Below are 26758 nucleotides of genomic sequence, written 5' to 3'. Positions count from 1 at the left end.
CCGATCTCCCATGATCGAGGGCCCCGTTCCATCAATCCCCTGACGGCCGTTGCCGTTCCGCAGGTGCGCCGCATCGAGTCCTTCGGACGTCCAGCACCGGAGACACTCTAGCGCTCCAGCAGATCCGGCCTTCTCTCGCGGGTGATGCGCTCCGATTCCTCGCGGCGCCAGCGCTCAATCAGGGCGTGATTGCCGGAGAGCAGCACGTCGGGAATGGGCCTTCCCTCCCACTCGCGGGGACGGGTGTAGTGCGAGTATTCGAGGCGGTTCGATTCAAAACTCTCCTCGGTGCCCGACGCCTCCTTGCCCATGACGCCGGGCAGGAGCCGCACGCAAGAGTCGAGCACGATCATGGCGGCCATCTCGCCGCCGGAGAGCACGTAGTCGCCGATGGAGATCTCAGCTAAGCCACGCGCCTCGATCACGCGCTCGTCCACGCCCTCGAAACGGCCGCAGACGATGACGACACCGGGACCGGCCGCGAGCTCGCGCACGTATGATTGCGTCAGTGGCCGGCCGCGCGGGCTCATGAGCAGCTTCGGGCGCGGATCGTCGAGGGGCACATTCGCATCGATCGCGGAGGCCAGCACATCGCAGCGGATCACCATGCCGGGACCGCCGCCGGCCGGCGTGTCGTCGACGGTGCGGTGGCGGCCGAGGCCATGATCGCGGATGTTCTTCGCTTCGAGCGACCACACGCCCCGCGCCAGCGCATCGCCGGAGAGCGACATTCCGAGCGGGCCCGGGAACATGTCCGGATAGAGGGTCAGGATGGTGGCAGAAAAGCTCACGCCTCATCCTCGGGCTGAGGTTTGGCGGGCTCGAACAGGTCGTCGGGCGGCGCGGCCACGATGCGCTTTGCCGCGACATCCACCACCGGCACGAAGGCCTTGGTGAAAGGCAGGAGCGCAGTTGGGCCGCTCGGAACAGGCGCGATTTCGAGAAGATCGCCGCCGCCGTAATTAGGCACCGCCACTACGGTGCCGATGATCTCGCCGGCTTCGTTGTGAACGGTGAGGCCGATCAGGTCGGCGAGCAGGAATTCATCGTCCTCGTCGGGCGGAAGAAGCTTGTCGCGCTCGACGTAAAGCTGCACGCGGTTGAGCGCTTCAGCGGCTTCGCGCGTGGAAACGCCATCGACGACCGCGATGAGCAGATCGGGTGCGCCGCCGGGAGCGGTCCGCACATTCTTCAAGGAATAGGTTTTGCCATTGCTGGCGATCAGCGGCCGGTAATCGGCAATCGCCTGTGGCTCGCCCGTATGGGATTTCAGCCGCACCTCGCCTTTCAGGCCATGGGCGCGGCCGAACTCGCCCACAAGGACGAGATCGTTTCGTTGCTGGACGCTGCGGTCCGGGGCGGGGTGGGAGCGCGACCTTGCAGGGCGAGGTGTTTCCACCCCACCCCGCCGCTGCTCACGCAGCGTCGACCCTCCCCCTCCAGGGGAGGATGGATTGCGCCCCCGCTTCATATCGAAGCTTACGCAGCCTCGCCTTCGCCGGCGGCAGCAGCCGCGGCCTTGGCGTCGGCGCGCTCCTGGGCCTTCTTGCCAGGCACCGCCTTCTGCGGGTTGTTGCGGGCCGGACGCTTCAGAAGGCCGGCGGCATCGAGGAAGCGCAGGACGCGGTCGGTCGGCTGGGCGCCCTTGGCGAGCCAAGCCTGGATCTTCTCGGTCTCGAGAACGACGCGGCCGGCATCGTCCTTCGGCTTCATCGGGTCGTAGGTGCCGACCTTCTCGATGAAGCGGCCATCGCGCGGGGAGCGCGAGTCGGCGACAACAATGCGGTAGTAGGGACGCTTCTTCGCACCACCACGGGTGAGACGGATCTTCAGGGACATGGGATACTCCTTTTGGTGTCCTGTGATCAAACTTGCCTTCGTGTCATCCCCGCGCAGGCGGGAACGACGAAACCTATTTCTTCTTCCCGAACGGGAAGCTGCCAATGCCTGGCAGGCCGGGGATCTTGCCAGCACCCAGACCCGGAAGGCCCGGCACGCCTTTCGGCATCGACGGAAGACCGCCGGCGCCGCCGGGGAAGTCGGGCAGCTTGCCGCCCATCTGCTTCTGCAGGGCCTCGATCTGCTCCGGCGTCGGCTGGGGCATGCCACCCATGCCGCCGCCGAGGCCGAACATCTTGCCGAGCTGGCCGGCCATGCCCTTGCCCTTACCGCCGCCCATCATCTTCATCATGTCGGCCATCTGGCGGTGCATCTTCAGAAGCTTGTTGATGTCCTCGACCTTCATGCCGGCACCGGCCGCGATGCGCTTCTTGCGCGAGGCCTTGAGGATGTCCGGGTTGCGGCGCTCGGCCGGGGTCATGGAGTCGATGAGGGCGCGCTGACGCTTGATGACCTTGTCGTCGAGATTGGCGTTCTCGAGCTGCGACTTCATCTTGGCGATGCCGGGCAGCATGCCGAGCATGCCGCCGATGCCGCCGATCTTTTCCATCTGGGCGAGCTGGTCGCGCAGATCCTCCAGATCGAACTTGCCCTTGCGCATCTTGTCGGCCATGCGCTGGGCTTTTTCGGCGTCGAAGTTCTCGGCGGCCTTTTCGACGAGTGAGACGATGTCGCCCATGCCGAGGATGCGGTTGGCGACGCGCGAAGGATGGAACTCCTCGAGCGCATCGACCTTCTCGCCCGTGCCGATGAGCTTGATCGGCTTGCCGGTCACGGCGCGCATGGACAGGGCCGCGCCGCCGCGGGCGTCGCCGTCCATGCGGGTCAGCACGATGCCGGTAACGCCGAGACGCTGGTCGAAGGCGCGCGCGGTGTTGACCGCGTCCTGGCCGGTGAGCGCATCGGCCACGAGCAGCACCTCGTGCGGGCCGGTGGCGGTGCGCACCTCAGCGGCCTCCACCATGAGGGCCTCATCCACGGTGACGCGGCCGGCGGTGTCGAGCATGACCACGTCGTAGCCGCCAAGCCGAGCCGCCTCCATGGCGCGGCGGGCGATCTGCACCGCCGATTGGCCGGCCACGATCGGCAGCGTATCGACGCCCACCTGCTTGCCCAGCACCGCGAGCTGTTCCATGGCGGCGGGGCGGCGGGTGTCGAGGGAGGCCATGAGCACCTTGCGGTTCTCGCGATCCTTCAGGCGCCGGGCGATCTTGGCTGTCGTGGTCGTCTTGCCCGAGCCCTGGAGACCGACCATGAGGATGCCCACGGGGGGCACGGCGTTGAGATCAATGATCTCGGCGTCCGCGCCTAGCATCTCCACGAGCTGGTCGTGGACGATCTTGACCACCTGCTGGCCCGGCGAGACCGACTTCACGACCTCGGCGCCGACCGCGCGGGCCCGCACCTTATCGGTGAAGGAGCGCACCACCTCGAGGGCCACGTCGGCCTCGAGCAGGGCGCGGCGAACCTCACGCAGGGCCGCGTTGACATCCTCCTCGGTGAGCGCGCCGCGGCGCGTCAGCCCGTTGAGGATAGTGGAAAGCTTATCGGACAGGCCTTCGAACATGATCACTCAATTCCTCTTGCGATGAGGGGTACATCGCGATCCTCGAGGGCTTTTTCAAAGTGGCTTATGGCCGCCTCGAACTTGTCGCGGCAGCCGGGATTGCAGAAGCCGACCACCTCGCCGCGATAGAGGGTGAGCGAATCCGCCGCGATCGGCTGCCCCGACCACGGGCAGGTCTCGTTGACCGCGTCCTCGATGCGCAAAGTCTTGTCCGACATCCGTTCATCCCTTGGCACCTTCCTAGCCTCATCCTGAGGAGGCCGTCAGGCCGTCTCGAAGGACGAGGCGTCTCCAGTGCACGCTGGACCCTCCTTCGAGACGCCTGCTGTGCAGGCGCCTCAGGATGAGGGTCTGTGTGTGGAGAAACCCAAATGAAAGCGCGCCCGAGGGCGCATCGCGCTGTCGGACGTTGACCTCCAGCCTCTCGGGCTGGTCGGCGGCTCAAATGGGCTCGCTCTACAGATTTGCGGCCAGCGCTTAAGGGAAAAGGGCAGCAGAGTCAAGGAAAAGAGCCATTGAAGCAAGCTTGCGGTCATCCCGGACGAAGCGTAGCGAAGATCCGGGATCGTTGGACTGAGACGGCGCGTCCTTTCCCTCCCCCTTGCGGGGAGGGGCAGCCGCGAAGCGGCCGGGTGGGGGTCGCAAAGTCAGAGCGCCGTGCTTTATTCAGGAAGCGTGCGGCTTGCTACAGCATCCAGGTAGATTAGCCGCTCACCTAGCCGAACCACCCCCACCCCTGCCCCTCCCCGCAAGGGGGAGGGAAACACACAAACACTTGCCGATCCTCCTTCGCATCCCCACGCTTAAAGCTTCGCCGAGGATCCCTGCACCGATGAACCGTCGTACCCTGATCAAAGCGCTAGGCTTTCCTGTCGTCACCGTTACCGGGGCCCTGGGCTGGATGACCGCCGCGCGCTCGAAAAACCGCTATTACGACGGTCCGGTCAGCGACCATTTCGACGGGGTACGGTTCTTCACGCCTGGCCAGCCGCAGGACAAGGGGCTGCTCGAACTGGCGCGCTGGCGGCTTCAGGGCGGTCGGAGGGATTGGCCCGAGAGCTTCCCGAGTCCCTTCCGGGACAAGCCCCCGGCGGAGGTGGCCGGCCTGCGCTCGGCGCTCATCGGCCACGCGTCGTTCCTGATCCAGGTGGCGGGGCTCAACATCCTGGTCGATCCGGTCTTTTCCGAGAAGGCGAGCCCCGTCTCCTTCGCCGGCCCGACGCGGGTCAACCCGCCCGGTATCGCCTTTGACGACCTGCCGCCGATCCACGTGGTGCTGATCACGCACAACCACTACGACCATCTCGACACCGAGACCCTGGGGAGGCTCTGGCAGCGGCACCGGCCGAAATTCGTGGCACCGCTCGGCAACGACGCGGTGATCCGGGCCGAGCATCCGGAGATCCCGGTCGAGACGCGAGACTGGGGCGGATCGGTCGAGCTTGGTAACGGCGTCACGGCCCATCTGGAACCCGCCTATCACTGGTCGGCGCGCGGCATCAACGACCGGCGCATGGCGCTCTGGTGCGCCTTTGTGCTCACGACGCCGGCGGGCGTGATCTACCATATCGGCGATACGGGCTTCGGCGACGGCAAGATCTTTCACGGCGTTCGGGAGCGCTTCGGCAGGCCGCGCCTCGCGCATCTGCCCATCGGCGCCTATGAGCCGCGCTGGTTCATGGAGCCGCAGCACATGAACCCGGAGGATGCCGTGAAGGTGCTGCGCATCGTCGAAGCCGATCAGGCGCTAGGCCACCATTGGGGCACGTTCCGGCTCACCGACGAGGGCATCGAGGAGCCGCCGCAAGAACTGGCCGTCGCCTTGCAGACGGCTGAGATTCCGGAAGACCGATTCAGAGCGTTGCGGCCCGGTGAGGCTTGGGAGCCGTCAGCGTGACGACCAGCTCCTCCAGCGCCTGGGGATCGTCCACGAGGCAGGCAACTCCTGCGGCCAGCAGTTCCTCGCGGGAGCCGTAGCCCCAGGTGACGCCGATGCTCATGATGCCGTTGGCCTTTGCCCCGATGGCATCGTGCTCCCGGTCGCCGATCATGACGGCCTGCGCCGGGTCGAAGCGCTCCTGCTCGAGGATGTGCCGGATGAGATCGCGCTTGTCGGCATTGCGGTTGTCGAGTTCGGAGCCGTAAATCCCAACGAAGAAGCGCGACAGTTCGAAATGATCGAGAATCCGCCGCGCGAAGACATGCGGCTTCGAGGTCGCGACGTAGAGGCGGATGCCCTTGTCCTGAAGAATCCGGAGCACAGCCGGAATGCCGGCATAGACTTCGTTCTCGAACAGCCCGACATCGCTGAACCGTTCACGGTAGAGCCGAACGGCCTCCGGCGCTTCGTCGGCCATACCCAAAAGCTTCGTGAAGCCCGCAATCAGCGGCGGCCCGATCATCCAGGTCAGCTCGTCCGCTTCCGGAACGGGACGCCCCATTCGCTCAAGCGCATATTGGACCGAGCGAGTGATGCCGGTTTTCGGATCCGTCAGGGTCCCGTCGAGGTCGAAAAGAGCGATCATCGCAGGCTTCATTCCTTCGGCTGAACGTAGATGTTCACCTCGAAATTGGTGTCCTGCGAATCCGTGAAGTCGCTCACGTATTCCTCGATGAACGCGTCCTTGGCCACGATCTCCTTGATGTCGAGATAGGCCGTGATCGTCTCGTAGGTGCCGTCGATCTCGTCATAGGCATCCTTGTGCACGAAGCGGAAGGACTTGCCCTCCGGCGTGCGGCCGAACTTGATCTCAGGCGTCAGCTCGGTCTTACCCTCCGGCACCTTGGCGATCGGCACCATGGCCTCGTATTTGAAGCCGTTGTCGTCGGTGTCGACGAAGATCGTGAGCGGCCGGCCTGCGGGCGCAATCCCGGCCTTCTTCATCTCGCCGTCGATCTTTGAGAAAGCGTTCTTCAGGTTGTCGAAGGCCTCGTCCCAGGTGCTGATGCCGGCGAGCACCACCGTGGTCTTGGGCATGAGCACACCCTCCTCTACGCCGGTCGGATCGCTCGGGTTCGGGAACAGGGTCGAGCGGGCGGCATCCTGCACCGGAGCCGGGCTGGCGGGAGCCGTCGGCGCCGGAACGACGGGTGCGGGCTGAGCCGTCGCGGGAGGCTGCGGCTGGGCCGGATTCTCCGACGGAGCGGCCGGAGCAGGTTGGGCCGGCGACGCAGCCGGTGGAGGGGCAGCCGGCGCAGGCGCGGCCGCTTCGGGCGCGGCCGGGGGCGGGCTTGCGGGCGGAGGCGTCTGCGCCAGCGCCACCCCGGAGCAGAGGGCCAGGACGAGAACAGGATGGAAGAAGCGCAGCCGCATGAGAAGAACGCCTTACCCGCGAATCAAGAAGGGATATCGTGCTGCAACATAGAAGGCTTTCGAAGCAGCCGCGAGAGCATCTCCGCGCCGCTGTGGAGAGACGGATTGCAGCAGGGCTGCCCAACATTTGGTCTGATTGACAGCGCAAGGCTCTCCCGGAAGCTGGGGCCGATGCCATATGCTCGTGCTTCGTCCCCTCGCCTGTGGGCTCATCCATGACGGAAGACTTTCTGATCTTTGCGCTGATCGGCTTCGGGGCTCAGATTGTCGATGGGGCCCTCGGCATGGCCTTCGGGGTGCTGTCCACCACGAGCCTCCTGGCCTTCGGGGTACCGCCCGCCACTGCGAGCGCCGTCACCCATGTGACGGAGATCTTCACCACGGCGGCCTCCGGAGCCTCCCATGTGGCTCATCGCAACGTGAACTGGCGTCTCGTGGCCCGGCTGGCGCCGGCCGGCATGATCGGTGGCGGCATCGGGGCCTTCATTCTGGCCAGTATCGACGCCAAGACCATCCAGCCCCTGGTGTCGGCTTATCTCCTGGCGATCGGCCTCTACATCCTCTTCAAGGCGTTCCGGCCCCTCTGGCCACGGGAGGTGAGCGACCGACTGGTACCTTTCATCGGTGCAGGCGGCGGTCTGCTCGACGCCATGGGCGGCGGCGGATGGGGCCCCATCGTCACCAGCTCCCTGATCGGCCGGGGCCATGCGCCCCGGCAGGTGATCGGCTCGACGAACCTCACCGAATTCCTGGTCACCACGGTCATCTCGGCCACCTTCATCGTGACCCTGGGCTGGTCCGAGCTGAGCTCGGCGGCGGGCCTCATCGTCGGTGGCGTGCTGGCAGCACCCCTCGGCGGGCTGGTGGTGAGTCGTGTGCCGACCCGGCCGCTGATGGTGGCTGTCGGCCTCCTCATCATCGCCACGAGCATTCCGCGGATCCTGGCGGCGTTCTGACATTATTGCCGCAGGGCTTTTCAACGCCTCTCGCGATTCCCCGCGTTTTCAGCCATATACGGCCCCATGAGTGCTCTTTCGAACAGCCGCTTCCTGAAGATGAACGGTCTCGGCAACGAGATCACCGTGCTCGACCTGCGCGGCTCACCCCATCGGGTGAGCGCCGCGGAGGCGCGTTCCATCGCGGCGGATCCGCGCTCGCGCTTCGACCAGCTCATGGTGCTGCACGATCCCGTCACCCCCGGCACCGATGCCTATATGCGCATCTACAACACGGACGGTTCGGAATCCGGCGCCTGCGGCAATGGCACCCGCTGCGTCGCCTGGGCGATGACGGTGGACCCTGTCATGAGCCGGCCGGTGGAAGGCGATCTGGTGCTCGAGACCAAGGCCGGGCTTCTGCCCGTGGAGCGGGTCTCCGACCGGGTCTTCACCGTCGACATGGGCCCGCCGCGGCTCGCCTGGAACGAGATCCCCCTGCGCGATCCCTATCCGGACACCCGCACCATCGCCCTCGATACCCGACTGCCCGACGCGCCTGAGCTGCACGGGCCGTCCGCTGTGAGCATGGGCAATCCGCATGTGATCTTCTGGGTCGAGGACGCGCTCGCCTACGACCTCGCCGCCATCGGCCCCATCTTCGAGCACGATCCGGCCCTGCCGGAGCGCGCCAACATCTCGTTTGCCCAGGTCACAAGCCCCGAGCACATCGTGCTCCGCGTCTGGGAGCGCGGCGCCGGTGCCACCCGCGCCTGCGGCTCGGCCGCTTGCGCCACCCTGGTGGCCGCCGCCCGAAAAGGGCTCACCGGCCGCAAGGCCGTTGTGGCGCTGCCCGGCGGCGACCTCGTCATCGAGTGGCGCGAGAGCGACGATCACGTGCTCATGACCGGCCCGACCGAACTGGAGCACGAGGGCATCCTCCCCCTGGCCCTCTTCACCGAGGTGGCGTGATGGCGGTCGAGGTCGTCACCTTCGGCTGCCGGCTCAACACCTACGAGTCGGAGGCCATGCAGCGCCACGCGGAGGAAGCCGGCCTCGGCGAGGTCGTGATCGTCAACACCTGCGCGGTCACGGGCGAAGCCACGCGCCAGGCCCGCCAGTCGATCCGCAAGCTCGCCCGCGAGAAGCCCGGTGCGCGCATCATCGTGACGGGTTGCGCGGCTCAAGTTGAGCCCGAAACTTTCGCAGCCATGCCGGAGGTATCCCAAGTCGTCGGCAACCATGAGAAGATGAAGGCCGAGACCTGGGCCGGCATGCGCGATTTCGGCGTCGCTCTCACGGAAAGGGTTCTGGTCAACGACATCATGGCGGTGAAGGAAACCGCCATTCACCTCATCGACGGCATGCGCGGGCGCACCCGCGCCTTCGTGCAGGTGCAGAACGGCTGCGACCACCGCTGCACCTTCTGCATCATCCCCTACGGCCGCGGCAATTCCCGCTCCGTGCCCATGGGTGCGGTGGTGGAGCAGGTGCGGACCCTGGTGGAGCACGGCTCCCGCGAGGTGGTGCTCACCGGCGTCGACATCACGAGCTACGGCAAGGACCTGCCCGGCGAGCCGAAGCTCGGCACCCTGGTGAAGGGTCTGCTGCGCCACGTGCCGGAGCTTGAGCGGCTTCGCATCTCGTCCATCGATTCGGTGGAGGCCGACGACGATCTGCTCGACGTGATCGCTAATGAATCCCGCCTGATGCCGCATCTGCATCTCTCGCTGCAGGCCGGCGACGACATGGTGCTGAAGCGCATGAAGCGCCGGCACCTGCGGGCCGACGCCATCGCGTTCTGCGAGCAGGTGAAGCGGTTGCGTCCTGACATGGTCTTCGGCGCCGACATCATCGCGGGCTTCCCGACCGAGACCGAGGAGATGTTCACCCGCTCCCTCGACATCGTCGAGGAATGCAGCCTCACGCATCTCCACGTCTTCCCGTTCTCCCCCCGCCCCGGAACGCCCGCCGCCCGCATGCCGCAGGTCGCCCGCGACGTGGTGAAGGAGCGGGCGCGCAGGCTGCGTGAGAAGGGCGAGGCGGCGCTGCTGAAGCATCTCGCCGAAGAGATTGGTGCGCAGCGCAACGTGCTGATCGAGTCCAACCAGCTCGGCCGCACGGAAGGGTTCACGCTGGTGCGCTTTGACCGACCGATGACGCCAGGCGAGATCGTGCCGGCGACGATCGCCGGTCACGACGGCAAGGAATTATTGGCGGCTTAAGGCACGCCGCACGCCGCACGCCTCCACCCGCTCCCGCATATGCTCCGGCACCGGCGCTTCCACCATGATGGGGTCCTTCTTCGGATAAAGCGGCACGGTGACGCTGTGGGCGTGCAGGTGCAGGCCCGGACCGCCGAAGCGCGGGGCCGTGCCGTAAATCGGATCGCCGAGGATCGGAAACCCCGAGGCTTGGCAATGGACGCGCAGCTGATGGGTGCGTCCGGTGATGGGGCGCAGTTCGAGCAGGGTGAGACCGCCGCTCCGCCCCAGCACCCGCCATTCGGTCAGAGAGGGCTGGCCTTTCGGATCAACCTTCATCCACCAGCCGCGATCCGGGGATTTCGGGGCGAGGGGCAGATCGATTTCGCCCTCTTCCGCCTCCGGCCCGCCCTCGACCACGGCCCAATAGACCTTGTCGACCTCATTTTTTCGGAACAGCTCGTTCAAACGGGCGATGGCCTTGGGATGCCGCCCCAGCACGAGGCAGCCTGACGTGTCCTTGTCGAGGCGGTGCGCGGCTTCGGGGCGGCGCGGCAAACCGAAGCGCAGGGAATCGAGATGATGAAACAGGGTCTCGCCGCCCTTGGGGCCCGGGTGCACCGGCAGGCCGGCCGGTTTGTCGATCACGAGCATCAGGGCATCGCGATACAGCAATCGGTTGACTATCTCTTCCGCATTCATGATGCCTCGGCTATCGAGGCAGCGATTCTAAATCAAGCACCAGCATTCATAAGGCACGCAGAGCATGGCCGAAAACAAGCCCGGATTCCTCTCCCGTCTGTTCGGGCGCAAGGCTGAAGCACCCACGGCTCCCGAGCCCGTGCCGGAAATGCCGCAGGCCGGCGGCGAACCGGAGGCCATGCCCTCTCCGCCCACGACAGGTGCGGACGATCTCGCGGCCGCTCCCTCGACGGTGACCACCGCCTCCCCGGACACGCCCGAGGAGAACAAGGCGCCGGCGGAGCTGGCCGGCGCCGATCTCCAGCCGGTCGAAGGCCTGGATCCGGAGGGCACCAACCCGCAGGAGCCGCTGCCACGCATCGTCACCGATCACGGTCCCGAGCTGCGCCCGGACATCACCGCCGCGGATCTGCCGGCGCCTGAGCCTGCCCCCGCCGAAGTCGTTCCCGAACCCGCGCCAGCCGGGGCCCGCGGCTGGTGGCAGCGTCTCACGGACGGCATGCGCCGCACCTCGTCGTCCCTGTCCGACAGCGTGACAGGCCTCTTCACCAAGCGAAAGCTCGACGCCGCCACCTTGGAAGAGCTGGAGGATGCCCTCGTCCAGGCCGATCTCGGCGTTCCGGCCGCCATGCGGATCACGGAGGCGATCTCGGCCGGGCGCTACAACAAGGAGATCTCGCCCCAGGAGGTGAAGGCGATCCTGGCAGGCGAAGTGGAGAAGACCCTCCAGCCGGTCGCTCAGCCGCTCACCGTCGACCGGTCGCACAAACCCTTCGTCATCCTGATGATCGGCGTGAACGGGGCGGGCAAGACCACCACCATCGGCAAGCTCTCCCAGAAGTTCCGCAGCCAGGGTTTGAAGGTGATGCTCGCGGCCGGCGATACCTTCCGGGCCGCTGCCATCGAGCAGCTCAAAGTCTGGGGCGAGCGGGTCGGCGCGCCGGTGCTGTCCCGCGAGCAGGGCGCGGATGCGGCGGGCCTCGCCTACGACGCGCTCCAGGAGGCGAAGGCCAACGGCTCGGACGTGCTGCTCATCGACACGGCGGGCCGCCTGCAGAACAAGGCCGGGCTCATGGCCGAGCTCGAGAAGATCGTGCGCGTGGTGAAGAAATTCGATCCGTCCGCGCCCCATGCCACGCTCCTCGTGCTCGATGCCACCGTGGGCCAGAACGCCATCAGCCAGGTCGAGCTGTTCCAGAAAGCCGCGGGCGTGACCGGTCTCGTGATGACCAAGCTCGACGGCACGGCACGGGGCGGCATCCTGGTGGCGCTGGCGGAAAAATTCCGCATCCCCGTGCACTTCATCGGCGTCGGCGAGGGGGTGGAGGACCTGGAGCCTTTCACCGCACGGGATTTCGCTAAAGCCATTGCCGGGTTAGAAGCACATTCATGACCGACGAAAAACGCCTCCCTCCCCTTCTCAAGCTCGCCCTGGAACTCGGGCCGCTCGCCCTGTTCTTCATCGGCAACGCCTATGGCGACCGCTTCGGTTTCGCGGAGAACCAGCGTATCTTCGCCGCCACGGGGATCTTCATCGTGGCGACGGTGATCGCGCTGGGCATCAGCTACGCGCTCACCCGCAAGCTGCCGATCATGCCGGTGGTGTCGGGCATTGTGGTGGTGGTGTTCGGCGGGCTGACGCTGTTCCTGCAGGACGAGACCTTCATCAAGCTCAAGCCCACCATCGTGAACACAATGTTCGGATTGGTGCTGCTCGGCGGCCTCTATTTCCGCAAGCCCCTGCTGCAGATCGTGCTCGACAGCGTGTTCGACCTCACCGAGGAGGGCTGGCGCAAGCTGACCTTACGCTGGGCTTTGTTCTTCTTCGCGCTCGCGGCCCTCAACGAGATCGTCTGGCGCACGCAGACCACCGATTTCTGGGTGAGCTTCAAGGTCTTCGGCATCATGCCGCTGACCATCGCCTTCGCCCTGGCGCAGACGCCGCTGCTGCTCAAGCATGAGGTGAAGAAGGCGGAAGAGGTCTGAGGCCCCGCAAAGTCACCCCCGGGCTTGTCTCGGAGATTCACGTCTTCTTACCCTCAGACCTCATCCTGAGGAGCAGCTGTCAGGCTGCGTCTCGAAGGAGCCTCCAGAGAGCACTGGAACCTCCTTCGAGACGGCCGCTGCGCGACCTCCTCAGGATGAGGTTGGAGTATATGTTGACCCTGCTGAAGACGTGGGTGGCCGGAACGAGTCCGGCCATGACGACGAGTGTGAGACGAAGCTCACCCCACCGGCTTCATCAGCACCATCCTGCGCGTGACCCCCGGCAGCGGATCGCACTCCACCTCCGTCCAGAGAGCCTCCTCGCCCGCCGCCATGACGGTCTCCTGCGAGGCCAGCAGCTCGCAGCCGGCGCCCTTCGTCGCCTGCTCGATGCGGGACGCGATGTTGACGGTCTCGCCCACCACGGTGAATTCGAGTCGGCTCTCGTCGCCCACCACCCCGCAGAACACGTCGCCCGTATGGATGCCGATGCCGAGCCGCACGGGCGGGTTGAAGCCGCGCTTGGCGTTCCAGCGCTCGATCAGCGTCAGAAGGGTGCGGCCGCAGGCGAGCGCGCGGCTGGCATCCCCGTCCCGCGCGCCCGGCACGCCGAAGAGGATGAGCGCTCCGTCGCCGGTGAACTTGTCGATGACGCCGCCGTGCCGGGAGGTCGCGCGCAGCACGCGCCGGCGGAAGGACGTGATGAAGACGGCAAGCTGGGCCGGCTCCATGGTCTCGCCGAAGCTGGTCGAGGCGCGGATGTCCACGAACATCACCGTGACTGGGATGCGCCGTCCCTGGCGCAAGGACGCGAAGGCCTGATCGGTGAGAATGGGCGCGAGCTCCCGCGGCAGGTAGCGGGTGAGATTGGCCCTGAGCGTGGTCTCCCGCACGGCCCGCTCCAGCATGAGCCGGCCCTGGCGCGCCACGAGGATCAGGATCAGGCCGGCGGCAAAGACCATGACGATGCGGACCATGTTGGTCTGCATGGAGAACAGGCCCGCGATGGCGGCGAGATCCTGCTGCCGCTCCTCGATGCTCATGAACCCGCCGCTGAAGGCGATCAGCGTCAGGCCGACCACATAGATGGCGGCCACGAAGGCTTGGAGCCGCGGCTGATAGTGGATCGCCGCCGCCGCCATGGTGATCGGCACCACCCAGGCCACCGGAAACGCCGCGAAGAGGCTGCCGGGAATCCCCGCGCCCCAGTGGCTGTAGGCGAGATTGCCGAGAACCAGGAGGGCGTCGGTCACCGCCGTGACGACCGGCAATTGCGCAATACCGATCCGCTTCGAAGCAAGCCAGGCGCCGAACCACCCGGAAGCCCCGAACAGGGCGAGGGTCAGCTCCGCGGCCGCGATCTGCTTGCGGGCCACGGGGTTGTCGAGCTCGACCCCGGCCGTGGCGACCACGACGGCCAGCAGCAGAAGCCCCCCGGTGACCATGCGGGCCATGCCGGCCCGCTGCAGCGCCCCGGTATCGGCCTCGCGAATCAGCCGGTGGGTGGCATCGCTCAGCGAAGGCGTGGTCCTCAGGGTGTTGAGGAGGCCGAGAGCGGCGCGGATGCGGGATCGAGGAGTCACGGGCGTCCTTTTGCTCTCGGGCGGGCTGATGCGTTAAGGGAGTGCACGTGCCTCAACCTCCATTACCGATCCGTTACGCGATCGTGACCTAACGGCAAGGCTGAGCAGCGCCTCCGCATCCCACAGGAATATAGTTCATGAGCGATCCCGTCCAACCGATCACCGTCTATGTGGATGCGGATGCCTGCCCGGTGAAGGCGGAAATCTACAAGGTCGCCGAACGCCACCGGGTGAAGGTCTTCGTGGTGTCGAACGCGTTCCTGCAGGTGCCGCCGAGCCCGCTGATCGAGCGCGTGGTGGTGAGCTCAGGGTTCGATGCGGCCGACGACTGGATCGCCGAGCGCGCCCGGCGCGGCGCCATCGTGATCACCGCCGACATTCCCCTCGCCCACCGCTGCGTGACGGCCGGCGCCGACGTGATCGGCCCGACGGGCAAGCCCTTCACGGAGGCCTCCATCGGCATGGCGCTCGCGACCCGCAACCTGATGGAGGATTTGCGCGCCATGGGCGACGTGACCGGCGGGCCGAAGCCGTTCTCGCCCAAGGACCGCTCGGCCTTCCTGTCGGCGTTGGACGTGGCGATCAACCGCCTCAAGCGCGCGGGATTTGCCTCAGGCGCTCCTTAAACCCCGCAAAATTCTCGGGCGTCAGCGGGCCGATATGCTTGTGGCGGATGGTGCCGTCGGGGCCGACGATGAAGGTTTCGGGCACGCCGTAGACACCCCAGTCGATGGAGGCGCGGCCGTTGGGGTCGACGCCGACGGCAGCGTATGGATTGCCGAGCGCGCCGAGGAAGCGGCGGGCGTTGTCCGGGTTGTCGCGCTGGTTGATGCCCACCACCCGGATCGACGGGTCCTTGGCGAGATCGACGAGCAAAGGATGCTCTTGGCGGCAGGGGCCGCACCAGGAAGCCCAGACGTTCACCACCGTGACACGCCCCTTCAGGTCCTCGTTGGAGAAGCCCGGTACGGGTTGGCCGTTGGCGACAAGCCCTTCGAGCGGCGCGAGGCTGAAGGTGGGAACGGGCTTGTTGATGAGAACCGAGGGCAGCTCGGCCGGGTTGCGGCCGGAGAACAGCTGCACGGAGAAAAGCCCCGCCAGGGCGAGAAAGACGAGCCCGGGCAGGATGAAGATCAGGCGCGACCGCGGGCGCTCCGTTGCCTCAGCCACGGCGGGACCTCCGGCCGATGCCGCGGGATTCCAGGTCCGCGAGCGTGCGCACCTGAATGCGGTGGTCGATCACGGCGCGCAGGATCAGGCCCGCGATCACCAGGGCGGTCACGATGTAGGAAAAGGCAATGAAGAACGTGTGCGACATGAGGGTCAGGCCGCCTGTGCATCGAGGCGCTCGGCCTCGAGGATCGTGAGGGTGCGCACGCGCCGGCGCAGGATCTCGGTGCGCATGCCCGCAAGATGCAGCGCGACACCCATCAGGGTGAAGGCCACCGCCATGATCAGGAGCGGCACGAGCATAGAGGGATGGATCGTCGGCCCGTCGATGCGGAACACGGAGGCCGGCTGGTGCAGGGTGTTCCACCAATCGACCGAGAACTTGACGATGGGCACGTTCACGGCGCCCACCAGCGTGAGGATCGAGACGGCGCGGGCCGCCCGGTTCGGCTCCTCGATGGCACGCCAGAGCGCCAGGATCCCGAGATAGATCAGCAGCATCACCAGCATGGAGGTGAGCCGCGCATCCCACTGCCAGTAGGTGCCCCACATGGGCTTGCCCCAGAGCGAGCCGGTGACGAGGCAGATCAGCGTGAAGGCCGCCCCGATGGGAGCGGCGGCCTTCTGCGACACGTCCGCCAGCGGATGGCGCCAGACCAGGGTGCCGAGCGCGGACGACGCCATGATCATGTAGAAGAACAGGGACAGCCAGGCCGCCGGCACGTGCAGATACATGATCTTGACCGTTTCGCCCTGCTGGTAGTCGGCCGGCGCGGCGAACCAGACCAGATAGAGGCCCACGGCCACAAGAAGCGCAGCCAAGCCCCCCACCCACGGCAGCAGCGTGCCGCTGAGGCTCATGAAGCGGGTCGGATTGGCAAGCTCTCGGATCATGGGCTCGATGTAGCGGTCTTGGATTGTGCCTGCAACGGAGTCATCGCCGCAAGCCGCATAACGTTTTCGCCAGATTGAGAGCTTCTAGAAGCTTTGAAAGCGGGTGGGCATTCCGGAAATGTGCGTAGGATCTTGGCTTTAGCATTTCAGCAAACCAATAACCCTCTCACGTCATCCTCGGGCTTGTCCCGGGGATCCACGTCTTGTCGCCGCCGAGGTTCCGAAGACGTGGATGGCCGGAACAAGTCCGGCCAGGACGCAGTGGGTGTCATCTCCGGCGGTCGCAGGTCGGGAAGGGGATCCATAGCGCAGAGTGTGCAGGTGGATCCCCTTCCCCTCCGCTGACGCTCCGGCCGGGAATGACACTGGGGCTGAGACCTCTCCGCCTTTCAATCGCCATCCGAAGGAGCCTATAGTTCGTGCATCTCTGTTACGGAGCGATCATGCGCCTTGGCTTTTTAAGCTTGTTCAGCCTCACTCTCGCGCTCCCGGTCTCGGCGCAGGACATCAGCCTGCGCCTGCCGGTCGCCTGCGAGATCGGGCGCACCTGCTTCATCCAGAACTACCTGGACCGTGATCCCTCCCCGGCCGCGAGCGACTACCAATGCGGCACCTTCACCTATGAGGACCATGACGGCACCGACATCCGGATCCCGAACATGCTGGCGCAGCAGGCTGGCGTGGATGTGGTGGCCGCGGCCGATGGCAAAGTCGCGAGCACCCGCGAAGGCGTGCCCGACGCTTTCGTCACGGAGGAGACACGCGACAAGATCAGCCAGATCGGCTGCGGCAATGCCGTGGTGATCGATCACGGCCAGGGGTGGCGCACCGCCTATTGCCACATGGCGAAGGGCAGCGTCGCCGTGCGGTCCGGCCGCGAGGTGAAGGCTGGCGACAGGATTGGCCGGATCGGATTGTCGGGCCTGACCGAATATCCCCATCTGCACTTCACGGTGATCAAGGACGGCAAGCCGGTCGACCCCTTCGCCTATGGCGCGCCGGACAAATCCTGCGGCGGCGGCAAGTCCCTGTGGGAGGCTTCCGCTCAGCGGGCGCTCGCCTATCAGGCCGGCACGGTGCTCAACAAGGGCTTTGCCTCCGGCCCCGTGACCATGGCGGCCATCGAATCGGGAGCGGCCGAGCGGGAGACGCCCACCACGAAATCCCCTGCCCTCGTGGCCTATGTGCGGGCCATCGGCCTGAAAGGCGGCGACGTGCAGACGCTGACCCTGTTCGATCCCGACGGCAAGCCGCTCGCCGAGAACAAGGCCCCGCCCCTCGACCGCGCCAAGGCGCAGTGGATGGCGTTTTCGGGCGTGAAGCAGCCGGAGGGTGGCTTCCGCCCCGGCCTCTACCGGGCGGTCTACCGGGTGGAGCGGGACGGCAAGCCTGCCATCGAGCAGGCCTTCGCTATCAGCCTGCGCCCGTGATGCCTTCATGCGCCGTGCGGCTGTCCGCGGGCGCCTCGTCGCGCTCGTTGAAGCCGTAATCGCGGATCACGCTCGCGACCCGCAGACGGTAATCGCGAAACACGCCATCACGGCCCGCCCCTTGCGTGGTGCGATGGGAGGGCAGGTTGCGCCAGGCGCGCACCGCCTCCTCGTCGCGCCAGAACGACAGGGACAGGAGCTTGCCCGGGTCTGTGAGACTCTGGAAACGCTCGACGGAGATGAAGCCGTCCATGGCAATGAGGTCGGAGCGGAGCGCCGCCGCGAGGCCGAGATAATCCCGCTTCCCATCATCCCCGTTCGGCCAGACTTCGAAGATCACTGCGATCATGGCTTGATCAACTCCGCATGGGGCGCCGAGGCGAGGCGCAGGAAGGTCCGGTCCTCCCGGCGGATGAACTGCTCCCGCTTGGCGAACTCGTAGTTGGCGCGGCCCTGCGGATCGTTCCTCAGGCGCTCGCGATAGGCCTCGTACGCGGCCAGGTCTTTGATGGTGTACACGCCGTAAGCCAATGTGCTGGAGCCCTCGTGCGGGGCATAATAGCCGATGAGATCGGCGCCGCAGCGGGGAATCGCCTGGCCCCAAATGCGGGCATATTCGTTGAAGGCCTCGACCTTGAACGGGTCGATCTCGTAGCGGATGAAGCAGGTGATCATCGATAGGCATCCTTTGACTAAGACAGTTCGGTCTTAGCCGATGGATCGCCTCCGATGCTTCGGCTATGATCGAAGTATGAAAGAAGGTCCCGTCATTGCGTCCGTTGCCGCGCTCCTGGGTGATCCGGCCCGCGCCAACATCCTCACCGCTCTCATGGACGGGCGGGCGCTCACCGTGAGCGAACTCGCCGAAGCGGCCGGCGTCACGCTCCAGACCGCGAGCGGGCACTTGGCCAAGCTCGATGCGGCCAACCTGCTCACGGCCGAAAAGCAGGGGCGGCACCGCTATTTCCGGCTCTCAGGCTCCGACGTGGCCCAGGTGCTGGAGGCCCTGATGGGCCTTGCCCAGCGCACGGGCGCGACGCGGGTCCGCACCGGTCCGAAGGACGTGGCGCTCCGCTCCGCCCGTATCTGCTACGACCACCTCGCCGGCGAGCGCGGCGTCGCGCTGCTGAAAGGAGCCCGGGAGCGGTGCCTGATCGAAGGGGAGAAGGACTTGGCCCTGACGGAGAAGGGCCGCGCCTTCTTCGCCGGTTTCGGCATCGATCTGGCGGCCCTCGAAAAAGGCCGCCGTCCGGTCTGCCGCGCCTGCCTCGACTGGAGCGAGCGCCACAGCCATCTCGGCGGCGCGTTGGGGGCCGCGATCCTGTCCCGCATGATCGACAAAGGCTGGGTCCGTCGCGAGACCGGGCGCGTCCTCACCTTCACCTGCGAGGGGGTGAAGGGTTTCGAGGCGGCGTTCATGCCGCCACGCAAGGAGGCGGAGGCAGCTTAAGCCGGAATGGCGAGCTTGAAGGTTTCGACGTCCTCGAACCCATGGGACCGGTAGAGCCGCACCGCCCCGGACGGATTATCCGCATGAACCTTCAATTCGATGAAGGGAGCTCCTCGCTCGCGAAAGACCTGGAAGACATGGCACAGCAGGGCAGAGCCGAGTCCTTGCCCACGGACGGCCGAGGCGACGGCAAGATCCTTGAGGAAGGCGTCCGTCCAGCATAGCGCAAGGCCCACGACCTCTCCAGGCTCGGTCTCGGCGATGAAGCACAGGGCGGGATCGTATTCCGGATTGTTCTTCACATAGGGCCACCAGACCTCGAAGGGCGCCATGAAGCCGCCCCCCTGCGCATAAGCGGCAACGAGCAGCGCATGGACCCTCTCCACGTGCCGATCAGGGTCGAACGGCACCAGCCGGATCCCTGCCGGCCAGACAGGCTCGCTGATGGGCTTGGTGAGGGGACGCTTCATGCGGATGACGAGTTGCTCGGCCATGGGATTTGTTATTCTCCGGATCTCAGGGCTGCCGCCGCGCCTACCGTGCCGACGACCGCTGCGATCAGCGACAGGGCCACGAGCACGAGGAACGGCGTCATGAAGGGAATCGTCCCGCCGAGAGCCGCATTGGCGGCCGAGACCCCGAAGATCAGGGTCGGGATCATAAAGGGCAGCACAAGGATCGCGAGAATCAAGCCGCCGCGCCTCAAGGAAGAGGTTAGCGCAGCACCCACTGCCCCGATGAAGGTGAGCGCGGGCGTGCCCACCAGCAGGGTCGCCACCATGGCGAGCATGGCCTCCGGTGACAGGGCCACGAGAAAACCGAGGAAGGGCGCCGCGAGGGCGAGCGGCAGGCCTGTGACGAGCCAATAGGCAATGACCTTGGCCAGCACCACGATCTCCAGTGGCGCGTGCGACAGGCGCAGGAGATCGAGCGATCCGTCCTCCTGATCGGCCTGGAACAGCCGGTCGAGGCCGATCAGGGTGGCGAGCAGGGCCGCGATCCAGAGGATCGCCGGGCCGATGCGCGAGAGCAGATTGAGGTCGGGACCGAGCGCGAAGGGAATCAGCGTCACGATCATCAGGAAGAAAATCAGCCCCATGACGCCGGATCCGCCCACGCGGGCGGCGAGCTTCAGGTCGCGGACGAGAAGGGCATTGAAGGATTTCAGCATCAGCCCTCTCCCGTCTCGCTATGCTCGGCACCCTCCCCCACGGAGGGGGGAAGGTTTGGGGTGCGCTCGATCCGGATCTCCTTGGCATCCTTGAGGAACAGCGGCGAATGGGTCGAGGCCGCGATCATGCCGCCGCTCTCCCGGTGACGTTCGAGAATCAGCCGCAGCGCCTCCTGCGAGGCGGTGTCGAGGGCCGAAGTCGGCTCGTCGAGGAGCCAGAGGGGCCGATGCGCCACCAGCAGGCGGGCGAGCGCCACCCGGCGGCGCTGGCCGGCCGAGAGATAGGCCACCGGCAGGCGAGCCGCATGGGCCAGCCCCACAGCCTCCAGGGCCTCGCGGGGCCTCAGAGCCGGGTTTCCGAGGAAGTCGCGGGCGAAGGTGAGGTTCTCCTCCGCCGTAAGCGCGGCCTTCAGGGCATCGCGGTGGCCCACATAATGCAGGCACTCGGGCAAAGCCCGCTCGCCGGCATCATCCAAGAGAATCGCGCCGCCCGCCGAATGAAGTCGCCCGGCCAGGATGTCGAGGAGCGAGGACTTGCCCGCCCCGTTGCGGCCGGTGATCACCAGGGCCTCGCCGGCTGAGAGCGTGAACGAAACGCCCTCGAAGATGCGCCGCTCCCCCCGCTCGCACGCCAAATTGTTAACGCTCAGACGCAAACCCCGATACCCCTGCCCTCTTTGCACCCCAGAACCGTTCTAAACCGTGTAGCGGGATGGTTGGAAATGATCTATAGCACCCCTGGCTGCGCCGCGCGCCAAGGCGTCCAATCCGCCTCGCGCGCTTCTCCCCTGTCCGGGCACCCCCGGAGCGGCGCGCGCTTATCGCGCTTTCGGCCGAACACATGTTCGTAACCCAAATGCACGCGAGGATTCGCCGTGACGCTCAACAACAGCTTCAATGCCCGCCAGACCCTCAAGGTCGGTGACAAGTCCTACACCTATTACTCCCTCGTCGAGGCCGAGAAGAACGGCCTGAAAGGCGCCTCGAAGCTGCCCTTCTCCATGAAGGTGCTGCTCGAGAACCTGCTCCGCTACGAGGACGGCCGCACGGTCACCAAGGCCGATATCGAGGCCGTGGCCGCCTGGCTCGACAACAAGGGCAAGGCCGAGAAGGAAATCGCCTACCGGCCCGCCCGCGTCCTGATGCAGGACTTCACCGGCGTTCCGGCCGTGGTGGATCTCGCCGCCATGCGCGACGCCATGAAGAACCTCGGCGGCGACCCGCGCAAGATCAACCCGCTCGTGCCCGTCGATCTCGTGATCGACCACTCGGTGATCGTGGATGAGTTCGGCACGCCCAAGGCCTTCGACCGCAACGTCGAGCTGGAATACCAGCGCAACGGCGAGCGCTACCGCTTCCTCAAGTGGGGCCAGACCGCCTTCGAGAACTTCTCTGTCGTGCCCCCGGGCACCGGCATCTGCCATCAGGTGAACCTGGAATTCCTGTCCCAGACCGTGTGGACCCGCAAGGACACGGCGACGGGTGAAGAAACCGCCTATCCGGACACACTGGTCGGCACCGATTCGCACACCACCATGGTCAACGGACTGGCCGTTCTCGGCTGGGGCGTGGGCGGCATCGAGGCGGAGGCCGCCATGCTCGGCCAGCCGGTCTCCATGCTCATCCCCGAGGTGATCGGCTTCAAGCTCACCGGCAAGCTGAAGGAAGGCGTGACCGCCACCGACCTCGTGCTCACCGTCACCCAGATGCTGCGCAAGAAGGGCGTGGTCGGCAAGTTCGTGGAATTCTACGGCCCTGGCCTCACCGACATGTCGGTGGCCGACCGCTCCACCATCGGCAACATGGCTCCCGAATACGGCGCCACCTGCGGGTTCTTCCCCATCGACGTGAAGACCATCGATTACCTGCGCACCACCAGCCGCACCGACGAGCGCGTGGCCCTCGTCGAGGCCTATGCCAAGGCGCAGGGCATGTGGCTTACACCTGAGACCCCGGACCCGGTCTTCACCGACACCCTCGAGCTCGATCTCGGCGACGTGGTTCCCTCGCTCGCCGGCCCCAAGCGCCCGCAGGATCGCGTGACGCTGGACACCGCCAAGCCCGAATTCCTCGGCGCCATGGAGAAGGAGTTCCGTAAAGCGCAGGAGATCGGCAAGCGCGTGAAGGTGGAAAACGCCAATTACGATCTCGGCCACGGCGACGTGGTAATCGCGGCGATCACCTCCTGCACCAATACCTCGAACCCGAGCGTGATGATCGGCGCCGGCCTTCTCGCCCGCAACGCCGTCGCCAAGGGCCTGAAGTCCAAGCCGTGGGTGAAGACCTCGCTGGCACCCGGATCGCAGATCGTCGAGGAATACTTCAAGAAGGCCGGCCTCCAGGGCGACCTCGATGCGCTCGGCTTCAACCTCGTGGGCTTCGGCTGCACCACCTGCATCGGCAACTCGGGTCCGCTGCCGGAGAACATCTCCAAGGCGATCAACGACAACGACCTCGTGGCCGTGTCGGTGCTCTCGGGCAACCGCAACTTCGAAGGCCGCGTGAACCCGGACGTGCGTGCGAACTACCTCGCCTCGCCTCCGCTGGTGGTGGCTTATGCGCTCGCCGGCTCCATGCTGGTGGACCTCGCCAAGGATCCGCTCGGCACGGGCTCGGACGGCAAGCCGGTCTACCTGAAGGACATCTGGCCCTCCTCGGCCGAGGTGCAGGAGTTCATCGACCGCACGATCACCAGCGAGCTGTTCAAGACCCGCTACGCCGACGTGTTCTCGGGCGATGCCAACTGGAAGAAGGTCACCTTCGAGCCGGGCCTCACCTACGAGTGGGACATGGGTTCGACCTATGTGCAGAACCCGCCTTACTTCGAAGGCATGACCAAGGACCCGAAGCCGGTCACGGACATCCTGAACGCCAGGATCCTCGGCCTGTTCCAGGACTCGATCACCACCGACCACATCTCGCCCGCAGGCAACATCCGCGCCGCCTCGCCGGCCGGTGAATACCTGCAGTCGCATCAGGTGCGCGTGGCCGACTTCAACCAGTACGGCACCCGTCGCGGCAACCACGAAGTCATGATGCGCGGCACCTTCGCCAATATCCGCATCAAGAACCAGATGGTGAAGGACGAGAGTGGCCACGTGGTCGAGGGCGGCTACACGATCCATCACCCGTCGGGCGAGCGGATGTTCATCTACGACGCCGCCATGCGCTACAAAGACGAGGGCGTTCCGCTCGTCATCCTCGCCGGTAAGGAATACGGCACCGGCTCGTCCCGTGACTGGGCGGCCAAGGGCACGAACCTCCTCGGCGTACGCGCCGTGATCGCCGAGAGCTTCGAGCGCATCCACCGCTCGAACCTCGTCGGCATGGGCGTGGCCCCCTTCGTGTTCGAGCAGGGCACTTCGTGGGAGACTCTGGAGCTGAAGGGTGACGAGACCATCACCATCAAGGGCCTCGCCGGCGACCTGAAGCCGCGCATGCGCATGGAGATGGAGGTCACCTCCGCCGACGGCTCGGTGAAGCGCGTTCCCGTGCTGTGCCGCATCGATACGCTCGAAGAGGTCGAGTACTTCCGTAACGGCGGCATCCTGCACTACGTCCTGCGCCAGCTCGCGGCGTAAAGCGTAATCAGAATGAAACGCCCGCTCTCATGTGAGAGCGGGCGTCAAAGACCGACAGGGCGCTCCAGCGATGGAGCGCCCTGTTCCGTTTCGCGTCAGATCACGAAGAAATCGTGGTAGAAGAGCTTCTCCTTGTTGACGATGGTGGCGATCTTCACCTGAGCGCTCTTTCCCGTACCGTCGGCATCGTAATAGAGCGATCCGGTCTTCTTGTCGTAGACGATCCGATCCTCCCGATCCTGCGCCTTCTTGCCCTCCACGAACATGTCGCTGTTGAACTTCTTCGGCTTCGAGGCCGTACCGGAGCCCAGCTTGGTGAAATATTTGTTGTCGAGGTAGAAGCTGTCGTCCTTCGATTTGAAGTCGAGCACCTTGTCCACGTTCGTGCTCTTGTTCGGCTTGGTGTCGAACACGAACACGTCCTTGCCCGAGCCGCCCCTGAGCTGATCGTTGCCCAGGCCGCCATAGAGCTTGTTGGCGCCTGAATTGCCAGTGAGGATGTTGGCCGTGCTGCTTCCGGTCAGCGAGATGTTCGACCGACCGGTGGCGGTGAGAATTTCCACCTCGTTGCCGGCCGCCAGAGCGAAGCTGACGGAGGTGTAAACTGCATCCGTTCCGCCGCCTTTCGCCTCGATGACCTTGTCGCCCGCATGATCGACGTAGAACGTGTCATTGCCGCTGCCGCCATACATGGCATCGGCCCCGGCACCGCCATCGATCACGTCGTTGCCGCCCTCGCCATAGAGCGTGTTGTTGCCGGCATTTCCATTGATCGCATTGGCCGAATCGCTCCCGACCAGCTGGAGGCCGGCCGTTCCTGTCATGACGATGTTCTCGACGTGAGCGTAGGCGCTCAAGGACAGGTTGACGCTCGCCACGATGGTGTCGGTGCCGCCGCCGGCCTGCTCGATGACGGTGTCGGCCGCATCGGTCAGGTAGTAGACGTCGTCGCCCGCACCGCCATTGAGCGTATCGGCGCCAAGGCCGCCGGAGAGGACATCGTTGCCGCCCAGGCCCCAGAGAGCGTTGTTGCCGGCATTGCCGTAGAGGGCGTCGCCGTAGGCGGAGCCCATGGCATTCTCGATGCTGTCGTAGATATCGCCCGCCGCATGTCCCCCGGCTCCGGTCTGGGTCGCGAGGTTCACCGTCACGGCGGCGTTCGACTTCTCGTAGGACACCGTGTCCGTGTTGGCGCCGCCGTTCATCCGGTCGGTGCCACTGCCGCCGATGAGCTTGTCGTCACCGGCTGCGCCATTGAGGACATTGCCGTTGTAATCGGTGCCGGCATAGACATCCTTGCCCGCGGTGCCATTCACAGTGACGGCTGCATTGCGCGGATCAACAATGATCGTCTTCACGTCGCTTTGCCCCACGGTGGAGTCGACCCAGCTGACCGCAAGCCGGCCATCGGCCATCTCCATCAGCCGCGGCTCGCCCTGCCCGCCCTTGCCACTCACGTTGAGGGTCTGAACATCACCGTTCGGGCTGACGACCTTCAGGACGATCCAATCATACCGGTTGGGGCCCTGACCGGTATAGGCGACGGCAACACGGCCACCGCTGAGCGACGTCATGCTCATGAAGTCGTTCTCGTTCCAGGCACCGTCCGTGACCTGGACCGGCTGCGTCCCGGGAAGAGCCGCGCCATTCTCATCGTAGAAGGTGGCATAGAGGAATTTGCTGTTGACGATATGCCGGACAATGGCGAATTGCCCATTGAGGCTTCCGTCTGCATTCTTCATGCCGACCACCTCGGCGACCGTGCCAGGTCCGGCTATCGTGGGCACTCCGACAGCCGTCGGCTGGGCCTGGGACGTGTCGATGATCTGGTAGATGACGTTGTCGCCTTCCACGTAGGAGACAACATACTTGTCCTGCCCGATCCGCGTGGTTTCCGGGGATCTGAGATTAGACCCGCTGTCGATGCTGTCGATGCTTGCAACCTTTGCGCCGCTCTCATCCAGCACGGCGAAAACGACGTTCGTCCCCTGCATGTAGGTGGCGACGTAACCGTTGTCGTGCGATGCCATCGACGCGTTCGAGACGCTGCTGGTCGAGAAGGCAGCCCCGATCGTGTGAACGGTTCCACCCGTCAGGTTGCCGTTGGCATCCGGCGTGAACACCCGCGTCTTGAGATCGTAGTTGGGATGCGTCGCCGTGACGTTCCATGTGATGGCGAAACTTCCGTCGTCGCCGACCGGTTGAATGTCGAGGTAGTTCTGCGACCATGCAGCGCCAGCCTGGTCGACATAATAGACCGTGCCGGTCGTATCCCCCGCGCCATCGAAGACCTTGATCTTCAGTGCATTGCCTTCGCGCCAGCCGATCACGTAGCCGCCGTTCGGCAGTGTGGCCAGGGCCGGTCGGTAGACCGACGCGCCGCCATCTTCACCCAGGCGCGCGTACTTCTCGCTGCCCCAGATCGCTAATGTCATTCTTCTTCCTCCAGTGATGAAACGTCACGCAAAGCGGCAGGCGTGGATTCACAAGGTGTGTGACGTAGAGTCAGTGCCTGCGGCCGGAGGTAGGAATAGATGGTGACCTAACGATATGACGTGCGTTTCCGCACAAGGCTAAGCTTCTGTTGAAGGCAATCATCTTATATGTTTCTATGTAACATATAAGATGATGCTCGATTTTTCTAGTTTTCAATGAAGCGAGTCTTTTGGAATTTGCGATAGAGCGCCGTTGCACTCTTCCCCTTTCCAAAACTTCCTAAAGGAAACTGGCCGCGTGAGGAGATTGAATACTTCCTCAACGGCGGCACCCTGCACACGTCCTGGGCCGGCTCGCGGTGTAAGCGGAAAAGCAAGCGCCCGCGCTTCGGACGAGGCGCGGGCGCTGAACAAGAAGGGGCGCTTCAGCGATGAAGC

The 26758-nt window shown here is 65.5% G+C and carries 28 protein-coding genes; 10 read left to right on the top strand and 18 right to left on the bottom strand.

Annotation, left to right across the window (positions count from 1 at the left end):
* Window positions 1-107: 107 nt before the first annotated feature.
* The 5 genes from trmD to FHR70_RS20865 form a co-directional block, all read right to left on the bottom strand.
* Entirely contained in the window at window positions 108-791 is a 684-nt protein-coding gene (gene trmD, locus FHR70_RS20885; protein ID WP_183453855.1) for a tRNA (guanosine(37)-N1)-methyltransferase TrmD, read from the bottom strand.
* Window positions 788-1471 carry a ribosome maturation factor RimM gene (gene rimM, locus FHR70_RS20880; protein WP_183453853.1) on the bottom strand — a complete coding sequence of 228 codons (684 nt, stop codon included), beginning with the start codon at window positions 1469-1471 and terminating at the stop codon, window positions 788-790. The genes trmD and rimM overlap by 4 nt, the downstream gene beginning before the upstream one ends.
* Before the next feature lie 8 nt (window positions 1472-1479).
* On the bottom strand, window positions 1480-1839 hold the full coding sequence (gene rpsP, locus FHR70_RS20875) for a 30S ribosomal protein S16 (protein WP_183453851.1): 360 nt from the start codon (window positions 1837-1839) through the stop codon (window positions 1480-1482).
* A gap of 73 nt (window positions 1840-1912) precedes the next feature.
* A complete protein-coding gene (ffh, locus tag FHR70_RS20870; RefSeq protein WP_183454031.1) occupies window positions 1913-3466 on the bottom strand; it encodes a signal recognition particle protein in 1554 nt (517 codons plus the stop codon).
* 2 nt (window positions 3467-3468) lie between these two features.
* Entirely contained in the window at window positions 3469-3684 is a 216-nt protein-coding gene (locus FHR70_RS20865) for a glutathione S-transferase (protein ID WP_183453849.1), read from the bottom strand.
* A 614-nt stretch (window positions 3685-4298) separates the two neighbouring features.
* On the opposite strand from FHR70_RS20865, the gene FHR70_RS20860 reads away from it, so the two are divergent.
* A complete protein-coding gene (locus tag FHR70_RS20860; RefSeq protein WP_183453847.1) occupies window positions 4299-5363 on the top strand; it encodes an MBL fold metallo-hydrolase in 1065 nt (354 codons plus the stop codon).
* On the opposite strand, the gene FHR70_RS20855 is transcribed toward FHR70_RS20860, so the two are convergent.
* Both FHR70_RS20855 and FHR70_RS20850 read right to left on the bottom strand, forming a co-directional pair.
* Window positions 5320-5991, bottom strand: coding sequence for an HAD family hydrolase (locus FHR70_RS20855; RefSeq protein WP_183453846.1), 672 nt, complete (start codon window positions 5989-5991; stop codon window positions 5320-5322). The two genes, FHR70_RS20860 and FHR70_RS20855, sit on opposite strands and share 44 nt — an antisense overlap.
* Before the next feature lie 8 nt (window positions 5992-5999).
* Window positions 6000-6779: a GyrI-like domain-containing protein gene (locus tag FHR70_RS20850; RefSeq protein WP_183453844.1), complete on the bottom strand. Its 780-nt coding sequence runs from the start codon at window positions 6777-6779 to the stop codon at window positions 6000-6002.
* A 215-nt stretch (window positions 6780-6994) separates the two neighbouring features.
* Between FHR70_RS20850 and FHR70_RS20845 the strand changes: the two genes are divergently transcribed.
* From FHR70_RS20845 to mtaB, 3 genes are all read left to right on the top strand, one after another.
* Window positions 6995-7735 (top strand): sulfite exporter TauE/SafE family protein, encoded by a 741-nt coding sequence (locus FHR70_RS20845; RefSeq protein ID WP_183453842.1) that lies wholly within the window; start codon window positions 6995-6997, stop codon window positions 7733-7735.
* A gap of 66 nt (window positions 7736-7801) precedes the next feature.
* Entirely contained in the window at window positions 7802-8686 is an 885-nt protein-coding gene (gene dapF / locus FHR70_RS20840; RefSeq protein ID WP_183453840.1) for a diaminopimelate epimerase, read from the top strand.
* On the top strand, window positions 8686-9939 hold the full coding sequence (gene mtaB / locus FHR70_RS20835; RefSeq protein WP_183453838.1) for a tRNA (N(6)-L-threonylcarbamoyladenosine(37)-C(2))-methylthiotransferase MtaB: 1254 nt from the start codon (window positions 8686-8688) through the stop codon (window positions 9937-9939). Before dapF ends, mtaB begins: the two co-directional genes overlap by 1 nt.
* On the opposite strand, the gene FHR70_RS20830 is transcribed toward mtaB, so the two are convergent.
* Window positions 9925-10620, bottom strand: a complete 696-nt coding sequence (locus tag FHR70_RS20830) for an RluA family pseudouridine synthase (RefSeq protein WP_183453836.1) — start codon at window positions 10618-10620, stop codon at window positions 9925-9927. The genes mtaB and FHR70_RS20830 overlap by 15 nt on opposite strands.
* A gap of 64 nt (window positions 10621-10684) precedes the next feature.
* On the opposite strand from FHR70_RS20830, the gene ftsY reads away from it, so the two are divergent.
* Both ftsY and FHR70_RS20820 read left to right on the top strand, forming a co-directional pair.
* On the top strand, window positions 10685-12013 hold the full coding sequence (gene ftsY / locus FHR70_RS20825; protein WP_183453834.1) for a signal recognition particle-docking protein FtsY: 1329 nt from the start codon (window positions 10685-10687) through the stop codon (window positions 12011-12013).
* Window positions 12010-12606 (top strand): septation protein A, encoded by a 597-nt coding sequence (locus tag FHR70_RS20820; protein ID WP_183453832.1) that lies wholly within the window; start codon window positions 12010-12012, stop codon window positions 12604-12606. Before ftsY ends, FHR70_RS20820 begins: the two co-directional genes overlap by 4 nt.
* A 239-nt stretch (window positions 12607-12845) precedes the next feature.
* On the opposite strand, the gene FHR70_RS24555 is transcribed toward FHR70_RS20820, so the two are convergent.
* Entirely contained in the window at window positions 12846-14189 is a 1344-nt protein-coding gene (locus tag FHR70_RS24555) for an adenylate/guanylate cyclase domain-containing protein (RefSeq protein ID WP_183453830.1), read from the bottom strand.
* Window positions 14190-14326: 137 nt separating this feature from the next.
* Between FHR70_RS24555 and FHR70_RS20810 the strand changes: the two genes are divergently transcribed.
* Window positions 14327-14815 carry a YaiI/YqxD family protein gene (locus FHR70_RS20810; protein WP_183453828.1) on the top strand — a complete coding sequence of 163 codons (489 nt, stop codon included), beginning with the start codon at window positions 14327-14329 and terminating at the stop codon, window positions 14813-14815.
* Here the strand turns inward: FHR70_RS20810 and FHR70_RS20805 are convergent.
* The 3 genes from FHR70_RS20805 to FHR70_RS20795 are packed head-to-tail and all read right to left on the bottom strand — an operon-like array spanning window position 14781 to window position 16253.
* Window positions 14781-15359: a DsbE family thiol:disulfide interchange protein gene (locus tag FHR70_RS20805; protein WP_183453826.1), complete on the bottom strand. Its 579-nt coding sequence runs from the start codon at window positions 15357-15359 to the stop codon at window positions 14781-14783. The genes FHR70_RS20810 and FHR70_RS20805 overlap by 35 nt on opposite strands.
* Complete coding sequence (gene ccmD, locus FHR70_RS20800) at window positions 15352-15507, bottom strand: heme exporter protein CcmD (protein ID WP_183453824.1); 156 nt, start codon at window positions 15505-15507, stop codon at window positions 15352-15354. Before ccmD ends, FHR70_RS20805 begins: the two co-directional genes overlap by 8 nt.
* A 5-nt stretch (window positions 15508-15512) precedes the next feature.
* Complete coding sequence (locus FHR70_RS20795; RefSeq protein WP_183453822.1) at window positions 15513-16253, bottom strand: heme ABC transporter permease; 741 nt, start codon at window positions 16251-16253, stop codon at window positions 15513-15515.
* A 443-nt stretch (window positions 16254-16696) separates the two neighbouring features.
* On the opposite strand from FHR70_RS20795, the gene FHR70_RS20790 reads away from it, so the two are divergent.
* Window positions 16697-17683, top strand: coding sequence for a M23 family metallopeptidase (locus FHR70_RS20790; RefSeq protein WP_183453820.1), 987 nt, complete (start codon window positions 16697-16699; stop codon window positions 17681-17683).
* On the opposite strand, the gene FHR70_RS20785 is transcribed toward FHR70_RS20790, so the two are convergent.
* Entirely contained in the window at window positions 17667-18032 is a 366-nt protein-coding gene (locus FHR70_RS20785; RefSeq protein ID WP_183453818.1) for an antibiotic biosynthesis monooxygenase family protein, read from the bottom strand. The two genes, FHR70_RS20790 and FHR70_RS20785, sit on opposite strands and share 17 nt — an antisense overlap.
* Entirely contained in the window at window positions 18029-18358 is a 330-nt protein-coding gene (locus FHR70_RS20780; protein ID WP_183453816.1) for an NIPSNAP family protein, read from the bottom strand. Before FHR70_RS20780 ends, FHR70_RS20785 begins: the two co-directional genes overlap by 4 nt.
* 76 nt (window positions 18359-18434) lie before the next feature.
* On the opposite strand from FHR70_RS20780, the gene FHR70_RS20775 reads away from it, so the two are divergent.
* On the top strand, window positions 18435-19133 hold the full coding sequence (locus tag FHR70_RS20775; protein WP_183453814.1) for an ArsR/SmtB family transcription factor: 699 nt from the start codon (window positions 18435-18437) through the stop codon (window positions 19131-19133).
* On the opposite strand, the gene FHR70_RS20770 is transcribed toward FHR70_RS20775, so the two are convergent.
* The 3 genes from FHR70_RS20770 to ccmA are packed head-to-tail and all read right to left on the bottom strand — an operon-like array spanning window position 19130 to window position 20960.
* Window positions 19130-19627, bottom strand: a complete 498-nt coding sequence (locus FHR70_RS20770; protein WP_183453812.1) for a GNAT family N-acetyltransferase — start codon at window positions 19625-19627, stop codon at window positions 19130-19132. The genes FHR70_RS20775 and FHR70_RS20770 overlap by 4 nt on opposite strands.
* 8 nt (window positions 19628-19635) lie before the next feature.
* Window positions 19636-20304, bottom strand: a complete 669-nt coding sequence (gene ccmB / locus FHR70_RS20765; protein ID WP_183453810.1) for a heme exporter protein CcmB — start codon at window positions 20302-20304, stop codon at window positions 19636-19638.
* Window positions 20304-20960 (bottom strand): heme ABC exporter ATP-binding protein CcmA, encoded by a 657-nt coding sequence (gene ccmA, locus FHR70_RS20760; RefSeq protein ID WP_183453808.1) that lies wholly within the window; start codon window positions 20958-20960, stop codon window positions 20304-20306. The genes ccmB and ccmA overlap by 1 nt, the downstream gene beginning before the upstream one ends.
* A 219-nt stretch (window positions 20961-21179) precedes the next feature.
* Here ccmA and acnA point away from each other — a divergent pair, with 219 nt between their 5' ends.
* The gene (gene acnA, locus FHR70_RS20755) at window positions 21180-23885 is read left to right on the top strand and encodes an aconitate hydratase AcnA (RefSeq protein ID WP_183453806.1); all 2706 of its coding nucleotides are present in this window, start codon (window positions 21180-21182) and stop codon (window positions 23883-23885) included.
* Between the two features lie 95 nt (window positions 23886-23980).
* On the opposite strand, the gene FHR70_RS20750 is transcribed toward acnA, so the two are convergent.
* Window positions 23981-26320: a calcium-binding protein gene (locus FHR70_RS20750; protein WP_183453804.1), complete on the bottom strand. Its 2340-nt coding sequence runs from the start codon at window positions 26318-26320 to the stop codon at window positions 23981-23983.
* Between the last annotated feature and the right edge of the window lie 438 nt (window positions 26321-26758).

The organism is Microvirga lupini (assembly GCF_014191055.1).
Taxonomy (GTDB): domain Bacteria; phylum Pseudomonadota; class Alphaproteobacteria; order Rhizobiales; family Beijerinckiaceae; genus Microvirga; species Microvirga lupini_A.
The sequence above is the reverse complement of the archived record's forward strand: the minus strand, read 5'-3'. Positions and strand labels throughout refer to the sequence as shown.

What these genes read in the sequence shown, in the direction of transcription:
- rimM (WP_183453853.1), bottom strand. Translation starts at nt 1,471, where the DNA reads ATGAAGCGGGGGCGCAATCCATCCTCCCCTGGAGGGGGAGGGTCGACG.
- rpsP (WP_183453851.1), bottom strand. Translation starts at nt 1,839, where the DNA reads ATGTCCCTGAAGATCCGTCTCACCCGTGGTGGTGCGAAGAAGCGTCCC.
- ffh (WP_183454031.1), bottom strand. Translation starts at nt 3,466, where the DNA reads ATGTTCGAAGGCCTGTCCGATAAGCTTTCCACTATCCTCAACGGGCTG.
- FHR70_RS20865 (WP_183453849.1), bottom strand. Translation starts at nt 3,684, where the DNA reads ATGTCGGACAAGACTTTGCGCATCGAGGACGCGGTCAACGAGACCTGC.
- FHR70_RS20860 (WP_183453847.1), top strand. Translation starts at nt 4,299, where the DNA reads ATGAACCGTCGTACCCTGATCAAAGCGCTAGGCTTTCCTGTCGTCACC.
- FHR70_RS20855 (WP_183453846.1), bottom strand. Translation starts at nt 5,991, where the DNA reads ATGATCGCTCTTTTCGACCTCGACGGGACCCTGACGGATCCGAAAACC.
- FHR70_RS20850 (WP_183453844.1), bottom strand. Translation starts at nt 6,779, where the DNA reads ATGCGGCTGCGCTTCTTCCATCCTGTTCTCGTCCTGGCCCTCTGCTCC.
- FHR70_RS20845 (WP_183453842.1), top strand. Translation starts at nt 6,995, where the DNA reads ATGACGGAAGACTTTCTGATCTTTGCGCTGATCGGCTTCGGGGCTCAG.
- dapF (WP_183453840.1), top strand. Translation starts at nt 7,802, where the DNA reads ATGAGTGCTCTTTCGAACAGCCGCTTCCTGAAGATGAACGGTCTCGGC.
- mtaB (WP_183453838.1), top strand. Translation starts at nt 8,686, where the DNA reads ATGGCGGTCGAGGTCGTCACCTTCGGCTGCCGGCTCAACACCTACGAG.
- FHR70_RS20830 (WP_183453836.1), bottom strand. Translation starts at nt 10,620, where the DNA reads ATGAATGCGGAAGAGATAGTCAACCGATTGCTGTATCGCGATGCCCTG.
- ftsY (WP_183453834.1), top strand. Translation starts at nt 10,685, where the DNA reads ATGGCCGAAAACAAGCCCGGATTCCTCTCCCGTCTGTTCGGGCGCAAG.
- FHR70_RS20820 (WP_183453832.1), top strand. Translation starts at nt 12,010, where the DNA reads ATGACCGACGAAAAACGCCTCCCTCCCCTTCTCAAGCTCGCCCTGGAA.
- FHR70_RS20810 (WP_183453828.1), top strand. Translation starts at nt 14,327, where the DNA reads ATGAGCGATCCCGTCCAACCGATCACCGTCTATGTGGATGCGGATGCC.
- ccmD (WP_183453824.1), bottom strand. Translation starts at nt 15,507, where the DNA reads ATGTCGCACACGTTCTTCATTGCCTTTTCCTACATCGTGACCGCCCTG.
- FHR70_RS20795 (WP_183453822.1), bottom strand. Translation starts at nt 16,253, where the DNA reads ATGATCCGAGAGCTTGCCAATCCGACCCGCTTCATGAGCCTCAGCGGC.
- FHR70_RS20790 (WP_183453820.1), top strand. Translation starts at nt 16,697, where the DNA reads ATGCGCCTTGGCTTTTTAAGCTTGTTCAGCCTCACTCTCGCGCTCCCG.
- FHR70_RS20785 (WP_183453818.1), bottom strand. Translation starts at nt 18,032, where the DNA reads ATGATCGCAGTGATCTTCGAAGTCTGGCCGAACGGGGATGATGGGAAG.
- FHR70_RS20780 (WP_183453816.1), bottom strand. Translation starts at nt 18,358, where the DNA reads ATGATCACCTGCTTCATCCGCTACGAGATCGACCCGTTCAAGGTCGAG.
- FHR70_RS20775 (WP_183453814.1), top strand. Translation starts at nt 18,435, where the DNA reads ATGAAAGAAGGTCCCGTCATTGCGTCCGTTGCCGCGCTCCTGGGTGAT.
- FHR70_RS20770 (WP_183453812.1), bottom strand. Translation starts at nt 19,627, where the DNA reads ATGGCCGAGCAACTCGTCATCCGCATGAAGCGTCCCCTCACCAAGCCC.
- ccmB (WP_183453810.1), bottom strand. Translation starts at nt 20,304, where the DNA reads ATGCTGAAATCCTTCAATGCCCTTCTCGTCCGCGACCTGAAGCTCGCC.
- FHR70_RS20750 (WP_183453804.1), bottom strand. Translation starts at nt 26,320, where the DNA reads ATGACATTAGCGATCTGGGGCAGCGAGAAGTACGCGCGCCTGGGTGAA.